This is a genomic window from Rheinheimera mesophila, from assembly GCF_000986865.1.
Classification (GTDB): domain Bacteria; phylum Pseudomonadota; class Gammaproteobacteria; order Enterobacterales; family Alteromonadaceae; genus Pararheinheimera; species Pararheinheimera mesophila.
Genome location: NZ_LAVS01000086.1, coordinates 38211 through 53081, shown reverse-complemented (window position 1 = coordinate 53081; position 14871 = coordinate 38211). Strand labels below are relative to the sequence as shown.

At 48.4% G+C, this 14871-nt stretch carries 11 protein-coding genes; 1 reads left to right on the top strand and 10 read right to left on the bottom strand.

What is annotated here, in order from left to right; translation table 11 throughout:
• Positions 1–34 precede the first annotated feature (34 nt).
• From purF to fabB, 10 genes are all read right to left on the bottom strand, one after another.
• The gene (gene purF / locus SD53_RS12915; protein WP_046520615.1) at positions 35–1549 is read right to left on the bottom strand and encodes an amidophosphoribosyltransferase; all 1515 of its coding nucleotides are present in this window, start codon (positions 1547–1549) and stop codon (positions 35–37) included.
• 20 nt (positions 1550–1569) lie between these two features.
• Positions 1570–2058 carry a CvpA family protein gene (locus tag SD53_RS12910; RefSeq protein ID WP_046520614.1) on the bottom strand — a complete coding sequence of 163 codons (489 nt, stop codon included), beginning with the start codon at positions 2056–2058 and terminating at the stop codon, positions 1570–1572.
• A gap of 59 nt (positions 2059–2117) precedes the next feature.
• Entirely contained in the window at positions 2118–2876 is a 759-nt protein-coding gene (locus SD53_RS12905; RefSeq protein ID WP_046520613.1) for an SPOR domain-containing protein, read from the bottom strand.
• Entirely contained in the window at positions 2873–4153 is a 1281-nt protein-coding gene (gene folC, locus SD53_RS12900; RefSeq protein WP_046520612.1) for a bifunctional tetrahydrofolate synthase/dihydrofolate synthase, read from the bottom strand. Before folC ends, SD53_RS12905 begins: the two co-directional genes overlap by 4 nt.
• Before the next feature lie 9 nt (positions 4154–4162).
• Entirely contained in the window at positions 4163–5035 is an 873-nt protein-coding gene (gene accD, locus SD53_RS12895) for an acetyl-CoA carboxylase, carboxyltransferase subunit beta (RefSeq protein ID WP_046520611.1), read from the bottom strand.
• A 135-nt stretch (positions 5036–5170) separates the two neighbouring features.
• Positions 5171–5965 (bottom strand): tRNA pseudouridine(38-40) synthase TruA, encoded by a 795-nt coding sequence (truA, locus tag SD53_RS12890; protein WP_046520610.1) that lies wholly within the window; start codon positions 5963–5965, stop codon positions 5171–5173.
• A gap of 181 nt (positions 5966–6146) precedes the next feature.
• Positions 6147–9026, bottom strand: a complete 2880-nt coding sequence (locus tag SD53_RS12885) for a FimV/HubP family polar landmark protein (protein WP_046520609.1) — start codon at positions 9024–9026, stop codon at positions 6147–6149.
• A 200-nt stretch (positions 9027–9226) separates the two neighbouring features.
• Positions 9227–10246, bottom strand: coding sequence for an aspartate-semialdehyde dehydrogenase (locus tag SD53_RS12880; protein WP_046520608.1), 1020 nt, complete (start codon positions 10244–10246; stop codon positions 9227–9229).
• Between the two features lie 136 nt (positions 10247–10382).
• Positions 10383–11516, bottom strand: a complete 1134-nt coding sequence (locus SD53_RS12875; protein ID WP_046520607.1) for a 4-phosphoerythronate dehydrogenase — start codon at positions 11514–11516, stop codon at positions 10383–10385.
• Positions 11517–11645: 129 nt separating this feature from the next.
• Positions 11646–12860, bottom strand: coding sequence for a beta-ketoacyl-ACP synthase I (fabB, locus tag SD53_RS12870; protein ID WP_046520606.1), 1215 nt, complete (start codon positions 12858–12860; stop codon positions 11646–11648).
• Between the two features lie 156 nt (positions 12861–13016).
• Between fabB and mnmC the strand changes: the two genes are divergently transcribed.
• On the top strand, positions 13017–14852 hold the full coding sequence (mnmC, locus tag SD53_RS12865) for a bifunctional tRNA (5-methylaminomethyl-2-thiouridine)(34)-methyltransferase MnmC2/FAD-dependent 5-carboxymethylaminomethyl-2-thiouridine(34) oxidoreductase MnmC1 (RefSeq protein ID WP_046520605.1): 1836 nt from the start codon (positions 13017–13019) through the stop codon (positions 14850–14852).
• Positions 14853–14871 lie beyond the last annotated feature (19 nt).

The window sequence follows — 14871 nt, the reverse complement described above, 5'->3', positions numbered from 1 at the left end:
GAGCCCTTTTGTTTTTGCTTTAAATTCAAACGACTTAATTGCCTTCGTTATGCAATTCTAAACTGGCAGATAACTCAGCTTCTTTTTTCTTTTTTGCCGCTTCATTACGCTGCGCATCCAGACGATTCAGATAAGCCTGATCAATGTCGTTTGTGACATAAATACCGTCAAACACCGAGGTTTCAAAACGCTTCAACTCTGGATTCTCTGTACGCACTGCATCGACTAAATCTTCCAGTGACTGGAAAATCAAACCATCGGCACCAATGATTTTGCAGATGCTGTCTACATCATGGCCGTGAGCTATCAGCTCATTCGCCGATGGCATATCAATACCATAGACATTCGGGAAGCGAATTTCCGGAGCCGCAGAAGCGAAATACACTTTCTTTGCACCGGCTTCACGCGCCATATCAATGATTTGCTGCGAGGTTGTACCACGCACTATGGAGTCATCCACCAGCAAGACGTTTTTGCCTTTGAATTCCTGCCAAATCGCATTGAGTTTGCGTTTGACGGACTTTTTACGCTCCCCCTGACCCGGCATAATAAAAGTACGGCCAATGTAACGGTTTTTCACATACCCCTGGCGGTACGGCAGCCCCAGCTCGTGGGCGATTTGTAAAGCGGCATCGTTACTGGTTTCAGGAATTGGAATGACCACATCTATATCTAAATGCGCCCACTCTTTTTTGATTTTTTCGCCGAGCTTTTTACCCATAGCCACGCGGGAGGCATACACAGACACATTGTCTATGGTGGAATCCGGACGGGCAAAATACACATATTCAAAAATACAGGGCGCGTAACTTGGGTTTTCAGCACATTGCTGGCTGAACAGCTCACCGTCTTCAGTGATATACACAGCTTCGCCAGGTGCCACATCACGCAACACAGTAAAACCGTCCGCATCTAAAGCCACGCTCTCAGAGGCGACCATATACTCGGTGCCAAGCGCTGTCTCGCGTTTCCCCATCACCAGAGGACGGATACCGTTTGGATCACGAAACGCCACTAAACCATGGCCAATCACCACAGCAACTACCGCATAACCACCACGGATTTTGCGATGCAAATTGGCGACAGCACGAAAAATATGATCAGGATTGACATGCATATCGGCATGAATATCCAGCTCATGGGCAAAAGCGTTGAGCAGCGCTTCTGAGTCGGAATTGGTATTGACATGACGGCGGGCGGTGCGGAATAACTCGTCTTTTAATTCTTCAGAGTTAGTCAGATTACCGTTGTGCGCCAGCGCTATACCAAAAGGGCTATTGGTATAAAACGGCTGAGCTTCGGCCGTACTGGCAGAACCGGCCGTTGGGTAACGCACATGGCCTATGCCCATATTGCCAGATAAACGCTGCATATGGCGAGCTTCAAATACGTCCTTCACTAAGCCATTGGCTTTGCGTAAGCGTAAGGTTTTGTTGTCTACTGTCACTATGCCGGCGGCATCCTGACCCCGGTGCTGCAGCACAGTTAAACCGTCATACAACGCCTGATTGACCGGATACTTACCTACGATTCCAACAATACCACACATCGATTATTTCCTCGCCACGCTTAGGGTCGCTGCATAAAACTGGAATGGGTTTTGATGTACTCAAAAAACCATTCGATGATAAAACCAAATTCAGGTATGAGTTTGGACGCCTGCCACCAATCGCTTTGATCCGCACCGGTAAAAGCATCCAGAAAAAATAACAAGGCGCTGACCACCAGCACACCACGCAGGGCGCCAAATATCAGGCCAAGTAATCGGTCTGTGCCGGATAAACCTGTCGACTCAACCAAACGGCCAATCAGGTAATTGACTAAGGCACCAAGAATAAGAGTGGAGATAAACAGAACCGCAATGGAAACCGCGTTACGCACCAGCGCGTCCTGCAATTCAGTGAAATAGGTCGCCAGATAGGGGTAGTAATAGCTGGCCACAAAAAAGGCCATTATCCAGATAATCAGAGAAACCGCTTCTTTGGCAAATCCACGAACCAGACTGATCACAGTCGACAGGCCGATAATTGCCAGAATGGCATAATCAATCCAAACCATTTGCTACCAAAGGATGCTGAAGGACGGCGCGCATTCTATCAAAACACGCGCCTGAACACCTAATTATTTTCGATAGGCTTAAAGGCCGTCAGCTTCAACCCCGCTGTTCCGGTCAGTTGCTGCAGTTGAGGTAATTTTTGCTCCAGACGCTGTTTTTTCAGTTCAGGCCCCACCACGACACTGACCATAGACTGGCCCTGTGCATTGGTGGTTGAACGGGTAAAAGTGGTAAAACCTGCTTCTTTTAATTTGGCCACTAAAGCGGTCGCGTTCTCCGTTTTACTAAAGCTGCCTACCCTGACAATCCAGGCCGTCTCATTTAATGCCGGATTGCCTTTAGGTTCAACGGGCTTTTCTGTCGCAGGCGTCTCTGCAGCGGGAGTCACAGCAGTGGCCGTCGTATTCTGTGTGGTACTCTCTGTGACAGGCGCAGGGGCTAAAGGATTTTCAGTTGGCAACGGAATCGGATCTGTGTCTGCATCATTCGCAGCCTGCGCCAGCATAGCAGCACTGTCTATCGAAGCTTCGCTGCCTGGAGCACCAGCCGTAACCTCTGCAAAACTATTCTCCGGCAGACCAGCATCTGCGGCGGGTTCATTGACCGGAGTAGCTAATAATTCCTGCTGTTTTTCTGCTAACTGCTGTTTAGTGAAGACTTGCTCCTGTTGCACTGTGGCAAACTCAGGACGCTGTGGAATAGCTTTAAATTCATCTTTGACCACCTGTTTTTGCCCATCCAGCAAATCAGGTAAAAAAACGATGGCGGCAATAATCAAAATGCTGCTGCCAATTAAGCGGTTTTTAAAGGCGCTGGTCATACATCTGTCTCCTTTTGCAGCGCTAGAACTGCCGACACTGTAACAAAAGAGCCGAAAATCACCAATAAATCATTAGGCTGCATTAAGCTCAGCGCTTGTTGGTAACCGGACTCTAAATTTGCATAACATGAATAACTGCTGAGGGCTGGTAGATACTGCACTAGTACATCAGCCTGAGCCCCACGAACGCCGGGTAAATCCACCAGATGCCAGTGGTTAGCCAAGGCATGGAACGGAGCCAGACTCTGCTGAATATCTTTGTCTTTCAGCATTCCCACCAGCAGATGGACCCGAGCATAACGCTGTTTAATGAACTCAAGCTGAGCCGCCAAATAACCGGCCGACTGCGGGTTATGCGCCACATCCAATAAAATGCCCGGAGTTTTACTCAGCCACTGCATACGTCCGGGCAGACTCAATTCAGCCAAAACCTTTGCGGCCTGTTGCTGTGAAGGTAATAAATCTAAGGCTTCCAGTGCAGTCAGAGCCGTGGCTATATTCTGCAGCGGTACTGCGGTCAGAGGTAACCCATCCAAACTGCTATGCACACCGTGCCAGCTAAAACCTGAGTCTGTCACCTTGTACTTATAATCCGTATTGATACAAAGCAGTCGGGCCTGAATTTCATGACTGGAGTTGATTACCGATTGCGGAATATCAACCTCACCTATGATAGCGGGTTTACCAGCGCGAAATACGCCGGCTTTTTCACGGCCAATGCTGTCACGGTCTGGCCCTAAATAATCCTGATGGTCTAAATCGACAGTGGTCAGAATACTTAAATCAGGCTCGATAATATTGGTCGCATCCAGACGACCACCTAAACCTACTTCAATCAGGCAGATGTCCGGTTGTTGTTGTTTCAAAAGATAAAAAGACGCCAGTGTGGTGAACTCAAAATAAGTGAGTTCTATGTCACCGCGTAATTGCTCAATAAAAGCAAAAGCGTCACACCAAAGGCGGTCGGCAACATCGTCACCATTAACACGTAAACGCTCGTTAAATTGCAACAAATGAGGAGAGCTATAGACCCCAACAGACAACCCCTGCACAGCGCAGAGCTGTTCAAGCGTGCGGGCTGTAGTGCCTTTGCCGTTGGTGCCAGCGATCAGAATTTTTTTACCGGGCAGCAGATGTAAATCGGCACGCTGAGCGATACGAAGCACCCGGCCAAGCCCAAGTTCAATCTGATGTTGCGGATGTTTTTGTTCTATATAACAAAGCCAATCCGTCAGAGTCTGACAGGATTGGCTTGCAGGCGATAAAAGATTGGTCATAACACCTTATTAGGCGACGCGGTGTTCCTTGGCAGGAGCTGGCCATCGCATGAATTTAGCCACAAGTCGGGCAATTGTATCGCGCATTTGGCGGCGGTCAACAATCATGTCGATAGCACCGTGTTCCAGCAGGAATTCACTGCGCTGGAAACCCTCAGGTAATTTTTCACGTACTGTTTGTTCAATAACACGGGGACCGGCAAAACCGATCAGCGCTCTTGGCTCACCAATGTTTAAATCACCCAGCATCGCCAGACTGGCTGACACCCCACCCATAGTCGGATCAGTCAGTACAGAAATATAAGGTAAACCTGCTTCACTCAGCTTTGCTAAAGCCGCACTGGTTTTGGCCATTTGCATCAAAGACAATAAAGCTTCCTGCATACGGGCGCCACCACTGGCAGAGAAACAGATAAAAGGTACTTTGTGTTCTAAAGCGTATTCAACGCCTTTGACAAACTTGGCTCCTACCACTGAAGCCATAGAGCCGCCCATAAAGGAGAATTCAAAGGAGGCGACCACCACTGGCATACCCAATAAAGTACCGCGCATCACCACCATGGCGTCTTTTTCATTGGTTTCTTTTTGCGCTGCCACAATACGGTCTTTGTATTTTTTGCTGTCTTTAAATTTCAGCAGATCCTGTGGTTCCAGCTCTGCGGCTAATTCCACGGCACCACCGGTATCGAGGAAATTATTGATGCGGTCTCTGGCACTGATACGCATATGGTTGTCGCATTTAGGACAAACCCCTAAGTTCCGATCCAGTTCTGCCTTGTACAGTACAGCGTCACAAGAGGTGCATTTAGTCCAGACCCCTTCAGGAATATTACGACGGGATGACGACGAAGTTCTGGGCAGAATTTTTTCTAACCAACTCATAGTTGTTCCTTGGTATCGCAGTAGGGCTTGAGCCCAAACTTAGTTTATTGTGTAAAAAAGCGCCGATCATGCGGCTAACGGCGCTTATTAAAGCACAAAGCCTGAATAGAACCTATAGCTAACTGGTCGTAGTAGTTAGCAAAAACTGTCGGGCAGGAACAGTGGCCCCAGCGGCATTTTCGGAATACCAAAGTGTTCAGGGTAATCCACATCCACCAGATACAAGCCTTCTGCTTTGGCTGTCGCCGCGGCTAAAGTCCGGTCTTTCGCTGCCAGTAATTCTGCAATCCACTCCGGTTGTTTTAAGCCCATACCGACCTGTAACAGGCTACCGGTGATATTACGCACCATATGGTGCAAAAAAGCATTGGCCTTCACGTCCAGCACGATAAATTGCCCGACCCGGCTTACATGCAAATGCATCAGATTGCGAAACGGGCTATGGGATTGGCACTGAATAGCACGAAAAGAGCTGAAATCATGTTCACCCAGCAAATGAACAGCGGCTTGTTGCATCAGTTCGATGTCCAGGTCCTGATGATAATGACTCAAACCAGAGCCCAAAATCGCGGGTCTGAATTTGTTGTTGTAAATGACATAACGGTAACGGCGGGCGGTGGCAGAAAAACGGGCATGAAAATCATCTGAAACTTGTTTGGCCCAGCGTACAGCTATGCCGTCCGGCAGATTGGAATTCGCCCCCATGATCCAGGAGCGCATATCACGATTAGCCTGGGTATCAAAATGCACCACCTGACCTGTGGCATGCACGCCTGCATCGGTGCGACCAGCGCAGGAAAGTTCTATAGTCGCGTTGGCTACTTTGGATAAAGCAGTTTCCAGATGACCTTGGACACTTGGCACTTCACGTTGTCTTTGCCAGCCAAATAAACCTACACCGTTGTATTCGATACCTAACGCAATTCGCATTCTGACTCCCATTAATTAGGGGCCCAAGTATAACTCAGGCACAGAGGGAAACTCACGAATTTTAACGGCGACATGATGCGCTTACCGCATAAACCACTGCATGATTTGACATTCTGGCCGCGTGACGCAATGACAGGATTTAAGAATTCAAGGGTCAGAGCCAAGGCTCTGCCCCTATGATTTATAGCTGGTCTTTTAAGCTTTGTGCTTCTTGTTTAATGTGCTCTGGCGCAGCAGAACTTAAGACTTTATCGATCAGGTGTTCGGCTCCTTCCTGCTCACCAATTTCAATATAAGCACGGATTAAATCCAGATCAGCGGCGAATCCCTGCTCAGCCGGATCTAATTCAGGTTCATGCTGTGCGGCAATAAAGTCCTGATAATCTTCCAGCGCCACATCAAGGCTGCGCACCGAATTTTGACTGAGCTGAGCTTCGTCTTCAGAATCATCTAATAATTTATCCAGTGCCAGTAGCGATAGCTCCAGATCATCAGTTGGGGTTTGTGACGCCGTTGTAGCTTGATGTGACTCGACACCTGCTACAGGAGCGTGCGCCTCTGCTGCACTCTGTCCGCTGATGTCGATTTCTGCTGATTCGGCTTCAGATACAGCGAACTCAACCGGGTTTAGTTCAGCCAATACGGCATCCGCTATCTGCTCGTCAGCTAACCTGGTTGCACCATCAGTCTGAGCATAATCAGCCAATAGCGCATCAAAATCAGTGTCTTCCAACGCAGCAAGCTCCGCTGAAATGTCGTGATTGGCCCGTGGTGTAGCAGCAGGATCCACTGCGGCCTCCCGAACCTGTTCCTGTTCTAAATCGTCTTCAGCCTCATCGGCCACTGCGGCATCGTCAGAGAACTCCAGATCCGGATATTGCTCCAGCACCTTACTGGGGTTTTCAACCGACAAGGTTGCCGCAGATACGCGGCTGACGCTTAAATCTTCCTGCAAATCCAGCTCATCAGGCACAGACTCAATAAACTCAGCTTCAACAGACTGTTCCGTCAGTTCTTGCCAGGCCTCACTGGATTCAGTGTCGTTCAACGGCGCAGTGCTGTCCTCGTCATGTTCCAATTCAGCCAGTTCAGCGTGATCGGCATGAAAATGAACGGGAATATCTGTTGCTTCCTGCTGTTTTACTTCATCCGACAGCAACAAGGCCACATCGTCAGGGCTCAGTGGGTAATCATCGTCATCAAATTCAAGGCTGCTGTCTGTCGACAACCCGGTGTCAGAACCCTGCGTGGGCTGCTCAGAGAGATCAAATTCATCATACTCCGCTTCGCCAGCCGTATCTGAAACCAGCACCTCAGGCCATTGTTCAGTACCATCCAGCAATGCATCTATATCAATATTGCTGTCTTCCGGCACCTCAGTTCCTGGGGATAACAGCTCTTCATCAGCAAGCGACTCCGCAAATTCATCCAGTTCTGAGCTGTCAAAATGTGGCTGTTCAGCCTTTATATCAACCAGCTCTTCAGCGGGGCTGTCTGCCTTCGTATCAATCAGGCTTGTTGTGACGGCATCGGAGTCATTCGCTTCTGTACTGACCACTAACTCATCGAGCAGAGAGTCAAAATCAACTTCCTCGACCTCTTCGACTTCATCGAGGCTCACCTTGTTCTGTTGCTCTGCGGCACCTTGACTTACCAGCTCAGCATCTGGCTCATCCAGCTCAATTTCTTCGATCAGTTCATCCTGATCATCGTCCTGCGTCTGCTCTGCCTGTTTTTGTTTTTGTTCTTCAGCCAGTTGCTCTGCAACCGCCTGAGCAAAAATATCGTCGGTATCCCCCAGCTCTGGTTCCTCAGCAAATAAGGCAGATAAATCAGCGCCGGACAAAATATTATTTGGATCAAATTCCTTCTCTGCTTTGACAGGTTGATCCAGCAGATCATCCAATAACTCATCATCCATTGAACTGGCATCAAGCAAATCTTTACTGTCAAGCAAGTCATCGTCATTCATCAGAATGTCATCGAACTCATCCGCACGGGTATCGAGCAACATATCGTCATGCAAATCGATAGGTTCGTCATCCAGACGTATACCTTTACTACCACTGTCCAGCAAAGACTCGTCCAGTGTCATCAGACTACTTTCGTCAAAATCCAGGCTTTCATCTAAAGGCGGCAGTGGTGAACGGTACCCCGCTTCTTGCTGCGGTACGGCGGTGGCAGCACTGACAATCTGCTCAGATTTACGGGTACGGCGTTTGATCCAACCTAATACAGCAAATAACACAAACAAAGTGGGTAAAGTCGCCAGAAGTACCCAGGTCAGGCTACTGGAGGAAATATTTTGCCACAGCCGGGCAAAACTTGTCCCTTGTTGCTCCCGTTCGATCTGTGCTTTTTGCTGCGCCAACATCTCGGCTTGCTGCGCTACCAACAACTGTAACTGCTGCTGGATTTCACTGTCTTTGTCGACCTGAGATTTCATCAACAGCATTTGGTCGGCCAGTTGATCCAGCTTTTCTTTGAGTGCGGTATTGTCCGCCAGAACCGCTTCAACTGTCGCTTTTGACTCATCCAACTTTTTCTGTAAATCAAGCAGTTGACCTTGTTGTTGTCCTTCAACACGGATCAGCTCTTTTTTAATTTCCTGCTTGGCTTTGTCGACATCTTTTTGCTGAGCAGTGTTGATACCCTGTTTCACTTTGGCTGCGGCCGCTGCGCGCACCCGATCAGCCCAGATCCGATCATCCTCTTCCGATTTACGCTGTGCATCCACTGCATCCACTTGCAGTATTTCATCCACACTGGGGATAGCTAAAAATGAACCGACATTCAGGTGGTTAAAATTGTCGTCCAGGAAAGACTGTGGATTTTTCAGGTAGATGGCATACATCACCTGATAGATATTCAACCCCGGATGAGGCCGGACTTCTTCCGCAATACGCCACAACGTATCGTTTGGAGTTAATGGCCCCACCCTGCTACGCGCCGGATTTTCCGTGCTTTTGGGTCCTTTGAGACGTACAGTGGTGTCCGCAGTAGCTTGAACACTGCAGATCTGCAACAAAATACTAAAAACAAGAAGCCCAACTAAACGCATCGATGATCCCTTAAGGCCGGAGATTATTTTTCTGACACAAAAACACTGCAAACATCGTTCCATAACCGAATAGTAAACCAGAAGAATGTCACTGGCTATGCTTAAACTACATCTGTCTATCCCGGTATCGGCTGCAGTGCTCTTTGCTTTAGAAACAACAAAGGCTCCATCAGGAGCCTTTGTCTCGTTTGGATCTGAGCTTACAGATAATCGCGAATTAAATGTTCGGCGATCTGGATGCTATTGGTCGCAGCACCTTTGCGGATATTGTCTGCCACAACCCATAAGTTAATACCATTTTCATGAGTGAAATCCTGACGGATTCGGCCGACAAATACATCATCCTGACCTGCAGCGTTTGCGACCTGAGTTGGATAGTCTGCATTGTCCTCCATCAGGGTTACGCCCGGAGCATTAGCTAACAGCGCTTTGACCTGTTCCACACTGATAGGCATACGGGTTTCCAGATGCACAGCTTCGGCATGGCCATAGAACACCGGCACACGCACTGCAGTCGCGTTTACGGAAATGCTGGCATCCCCCATTATTTTTTGGGTTTCCCAGTGCATTTTCATTTCTTCTTTGGTGTAGCCGTTATCCAAAAACACATCAATTTGTGGAATGCAATTAAACGCAATTTGACGGGCAAATTTGCTGCCCTCTTCTAACGGACGACCATTTAACAACTGAGCCGTCTCTTTTGCCAGGGCTTCCACCCCTTGCTGGCCCGCACCAGAAACAGACTGGTAGGTAGAGACATTAATACGACTGATACCGACCGCATCATGAATAGGCTTTAAGGCGACCAGCATTTGAATGGTAGAACAGTTAGGGTTGGCGATGATATTGCGGTTACGAAACTCAGCAATAGCGTGCGCATTGACCTCAGGCACCACCAGCGGGATATCGGCTTCGTAGCGGAAATGTGAAGTGTTGTCGATCACCACACAACCTGCATCCGCAGCGCGTGGGGCATAAGTGGCAGAGACACTGCCGCCAGCGGAGAATAAACCAATCTGCACCTTAGTCCAGTCAAAGGTCTCAGCATCCAGTACTTCGATTTGTTTACCCTTAAAGGTGATATGCCCTCCAGCAGAACGGCTGCTGGCTAAAGGATAAAGTTTATTGACCGGAAAATTGCGCTGTTCCAAAATTTCAATTAAATGCTGGCCTACTAAACCTGTAGCACCTAACACAGCGACATCGTATTGCTGAGCCATGGTTATTCCCCTCTGATTACTGGCTGCTTTACCCTTCTTACTTGACGCTGCCGCATTGTTGACTACGATCGAAGCCCCAGTCCCATAGGACTTCTATGCTCCTGGGGTCTCACTCGCTTGTCACCGCGCTGCGACGTCAATTCATTTGGGTACTAAAACCTAATGTTGTTAAAAACTCAGGCACCTCTTGTCCTGTCAGCCGCACCGAGCTGTATTCGCGCCGCGGTGGGTATGACTTTCTAAGCCAGTCAAAACCTTGCGTTTTATTATCTTGCATCATGTAGAAACGAAACAAAGCATCGTCCCGGCGCACATCATATAACAGCCGGCTTAAATTTTGGACATCTAAAAGTCCAAATTCTGAATTTATTTTCACCTCTGAAACCTGAGGGGCCGGCAGCACTTGTGCCAGAGTCTTGGTTGGGGCCAGTCCCAACTGAACACAAAGTGCCTGATACAACATTTCAGTGCCCCGGGCTTTGCCTTCAATGCTGTGTCCCGCGATATGTGCGCTGGCAATATCGGTATGAGGGATTAAGCGTAAATCAGGTTCAGGCTCATTGGCCCAGACATCCAGCACCAGGGGTCTTTTGCTGCCTGATAGTGCTTGTGCCAATAAAACGTCGTTATTGGTCACTTCACCACGACAGGCATTGATCACCGCACAGTCTGGCTTAAGCAACTTTATGGTCTGGCTATTGAGTAAATCCACTGTGGCATCCGGTCCACTTTTCACCAGAGGCACATGAAAGCTGACAATATCCACCTGAGGTAATAACTGCTCAAATGGAATATGCGGAAAATCAGCTTCTGCCGCAGCACGCTGTGGGTCGCAACATAACACTTTGATGGACAAGGCTTGAAGCGCTGTTACCAGTCTCCGGCCTATATTCCCCACACCAACCACACCCACAGTTTTTTGTTGCAGATCCCATTGGTACTTCTCAGCAAGCACAAATAATGCACTTAGTACATATTCAACCACAGACTGCGCGTTACAGCCCGGAGCACTGCTAAAACCAATACCTCGCTGTTGCAGATAGCTCTGATCTATATGATCGGTGCCAATAGTAGCGGTTCCGACAAATTTCAGCGTTGAGCTTTTTGCTAACAACTCTTTATTCACTTTGGTCACTGAGCGCACCAGCAGCACGTCAGCGTCCCTAATTTGCTCCGCCGTTAAAGTACGGCCATTGAGTAGCGTCACTTCGCCTAATTCAGCAAAGAAGTCTTTGACGTACGGCATATTTTCGTCGGCGTATATCTTCATCTGTATCAGTCCGGGGCGGGAATGGCGGTATTGTAACTATGCTCAATCCTTTGAGCTATCGGATTTGTTAATTTTTGACTAACCAATAAAAAACGCTGCACCAGGCAGCGTTTTTTGACAGAGGAAAAACTAGCCCTGGTATTTTTGCATCACTAAAGTGGCATTAGTGCCACCAAAACCGAAGCTGTTTGACATCACAGTGGTCAGTTTAGCTGCTGTAGTTTCAGTCACAATATTCAGTCCTTTGGCTGCTTCATCCAGTGTATTGATGTTAATGGAAGGGGCAATGAAGTTATGCTCCATCATCAACAGCGAATAAATAGCTTCATGCACACCAGCAGCGCCCAACGCATGGCCTGTCATGGCTTTGGTGGCACTGATAGCCGGCGATTTACCACCAAACACCTGCTGAATAGCGCCTAATTCTTTCACATCACCCACCGGAGTACTGGTGCCATGGGTATTGACGTAGTCGATTGGGCCTTTGACATCTTTCATTGCCATTTCCATACAACGTACGGCACCTTCGCCACTTGGCGCCACCATATCGTAACCATCAGATGTAGCACCGTAACCAACGATTTCGGCATAAATTTTAGCGCCACGGGCCAGCGCGTGTTCCAGCTCTTCAATCACCAAAATACCACCACCACCACTGATGACAAAACCATCACGGTCGGCGTCATAAGTACGGGAGGCCAGCTCAGGTGTGTCGTTGTATTTGGTCGACAAAGCACCCATAGCGTCGAACTCCATCGCTAAAGTCCAGTGCACCTCTTCACCACCACCGGCAAAAATAATGTCTTGCTTGCCCAACTGAATAAGCTCAACCGCATGACCAATACAATGAGCGCTGGTGGCACAGGCAGAACTGATGGAGTAGTTCACACCTTTGATTTCAAATGGAGTAGCCAGACAGGCTGAGCAAGTGCTCGACATTGTCTTGGGCACCGCATAAGGACCGACACGTTTCACGCCTTTTTCACGCAGGATGTCAGCCGCTTCAATCTGAGTTTTAGACGAAGCACCCCCTGAGCCCACCACTAAGCCAGTGCGGAAATTTGATACTTGCTCCGGTGTTAAACCCGCATCCTCTATCGCCTGTTGCATAGAGATATAGGCATAAGCTGCGGCATCTCCCATAAAACGTAAAGCTTTACGGTCGATTAAAGCGGCGGTATCGATTTCAATCTGGCCCCAGACCTGTGATCTCAGGCCCATGTCGGCAAATTCCTGTGACGCTTTGATACCTGAGCGTCCGGCTTTTAACGATTCCAACACTTGCTGTTTATCGTTACCAATACTGGATACTATGCCTAACCCTGTGATCACTGCTCTTTTCATGCTTGCTCCAAACAAAAAATCGGATGTCTTTTACTAATTGCGCCACATTGTACGGAGTTTCTTTTCAAAACTGGTCCGCTTTCAGCGCACAGTTGTACACTATTATCTATTTGTATTGCGGCTAAGTTACAATACCTCATTGTTTTTCGATAGGGTTTGATTAGCTTGCAACAGGCTCAGGTTCATTACAACGACGCTGGTACACCGGTTTCCGACCTTTTTGGCGATATTTATTTTTCAGACAATGGGGGTCTGGAGGAGACTGATTATGTGTTTTTACATAAAAATCAGCTTCCCGAACGTTGGTTTACTCACCCACGGCCCTTTTTCCATATCGCTGAAACGGGGTTTGGCACGGGCTTAAATTTCCTACTGACCTGGCTGCGATTTCGTCAATACAAAACGCAATCAACCACTTGTCAGCGGCTGTATTTCAGTAGTTTTGAAAAATACCCCTTTAGTAAACCAGACTTAATCAAAGCATTAGCTGCCTGGCCACAGCTTGCAGAGCTCAGCCGTTTACTGATAGAAAGTTATCCTGTTGCTTTACCCGGCCCACATCGAATGATGTTTGATGAGGGCTCTGTGGTACTGGATTTATGGCTGGGTGATGTCAACGAATTACTACCGCAGGTACCAGACCATAACAAAGTCGATGCCTGGTTTTTGGATGGTTTTGCCCCCAGTAAAAATCCGGACATGTGGCAACAAAATCTGTTTGATCAGATGTTCAGACTAAGCCATAGCACGACGACTATCTCGACCTTTACCTGTGCAGGCTTTGTCCGGCGGGGTTTAAATGAAGCTGGCTTTTGCGCCCAAAAAACCAAAGGCCATGGCCAAAAACGTGAAATGTTAATTGCCAGTGCAGAGCAGGCCGCCGACTATAGCTCTGAATTGTCCGAGCACATCACAGTGATAGGGGCTGGTGTCGCGGGCATCAATGCGGCTTTCGCCTTGTGGCAAAAAGGTTTAAAAGTCCAATTGCTCTGTGCAGATGCAGAAGCGGGTATGGGGGCGTCTCATAACCGCCAGGGCGCTGTCTACCCTAACCTGCATGCGACTTACGATCGGATGTCCTCGTTAAGTTGCCAGAGTTTTTTATACGCCAGACAGTTTTATTCCGGTTGGCTGGAAAAACTCCGGGTCGCAGCCGATTGGTGTGGTGTGTTAACACTGGCATGCAACGACAACCTGGCCAAGCGCCAGCACAAAATCCAGCAGCAATCTTTTGCTCAAAGTGGCCTGTTCAGTGCTGTCACTAAAGAGCAAGCCTCCCAAATCGCAGGGCTTGAATTGCCTTATGCCGGACTGTTTTTCCCCACTGCCGGCTGGTTATGTCCTCAGGAGTATTGCCAGCAGATGGCGAATTGGCTGCGTGCTCAGGGTGTGGAAATTCGCTACGGCACAAAAGTCCATCACATCATCAAACAGCAGGATGGCTGGGAGCTGGCTACTGACGCCGGAGCTGTGCATGCGGCAACAGTAGTTTTGGCTACAGGCGCCGAATTAAATAACCTGGCTGCCGAACCATCTTTCCCACTTCGGCAAATTCGTGGCCAGGTCAGCCACCTGCAAAGTCATCGTATGGCGCCATTAAAAACTGTCGTCTGCCATCAGGGTTATATCACCCCGGCCTATCAGCAAGTGCATTGTGTGGGCGCGACCTTTGATCGAACTGCTGGACACAGCGAAGTGCGGGCGGCAGATGATCAGCAAAATCTGGATTTGGTGAATCACACTTTAGGCAAACCTGATTGGTTTGAGGATGTCAGCATTATTTCTGCCAAAGCAGGTTTACGAGCTACAGTGCCCGACCATATGCCCGTGCTTGGCAAACACAACCAACTGTGGCGCTTTGGTGCTTTGGGTGCCAGGGGATTAACCTGGGCTCCCTTATTGGCTGAAGTTTTAGCTTGTATGATGAATAAAGAACCTCTACCTTTAACTGTACAACAACTGGATAGTATTGATATCCAAAGATATCTTTAGTCTTTAACGAGAGAAATCC

What these genes read in the sequence shown, in the direction of transcription:
- accD (WP_046520611.1), bottom strand. Translation starts at nt 5,035, where the DNA reads ATGAGTTGGTTAGAAAAAATTCTGCCCAGAACTTCGTCGTCATCCCGT.
- folC (WP_046520612.1), bottom strand. Translation starts at nt 4,153, where the DNA reads ATGACCAATCTTTTATCGCCTGCAAGCCAATCCTGTCAGACTCTGACG.
- SD53_RS12910 (WP_046520614.1), bottom strand. Translation starts at nt 2,058, where the DNA reads ATGGTTTGGATTGATTATGCCATTCTGGCAATTATCGGCCTGTCGACT.
- truA (WP_046520610.1), bottom strand. Translation starts at nt 5,965, where the DNA reads ATGCGAATTGCGTTAGGTATCGAATACAACGGTGTAGGTTTATTTGGC.
- SD53_RS12885 (WP_046520609.1), bottom strand. Translation starts at nt 9,026, where the DNA reads ATGCGTTTAGTTGGGCTTCTTGTTTTTAGTATTTTGTTGCAGATCTGC.
- SD53_RS12880 (WP_046520608.1), bottom strand. Translation starts at nt 10,246, where the DNA reads ATGGCTCAGCAATACGATGTCGCTGTGTTAGGTGCTACAGGTTTAGTA.
- SD53_RS12875 (WP_046520607.1), bottom strand. Translation starts at nt 11,516, where the DNA reads ATGAAGATATACGCCGACGAAAATATGCCGTACGTCAAAGACTTCTTT.
- SD53_RS12905 (WP_046520613.1), bottom strand. Translation starts at nt 2,876, where the DNA reads ATGACCAGCGCCTTTAAAAACCGCTTAATTGGCAGCAGCATTTTGATT.
- fabB (WP_046520606.1), bottom strand. Translation starts at nt 12,860, where the DNA reads ATGAAAAGAGCAGTGATCACAGGGTTAGGCATAGTATCCAGTATTGGT.
- purF (WP_046520615.1), bottom strand. Translation starts at nt 1,549, where the DNA reads ATGTGTGGTATTGTTGGAATCGTAGGTAAGTATCCGGTCAATCAGGCG.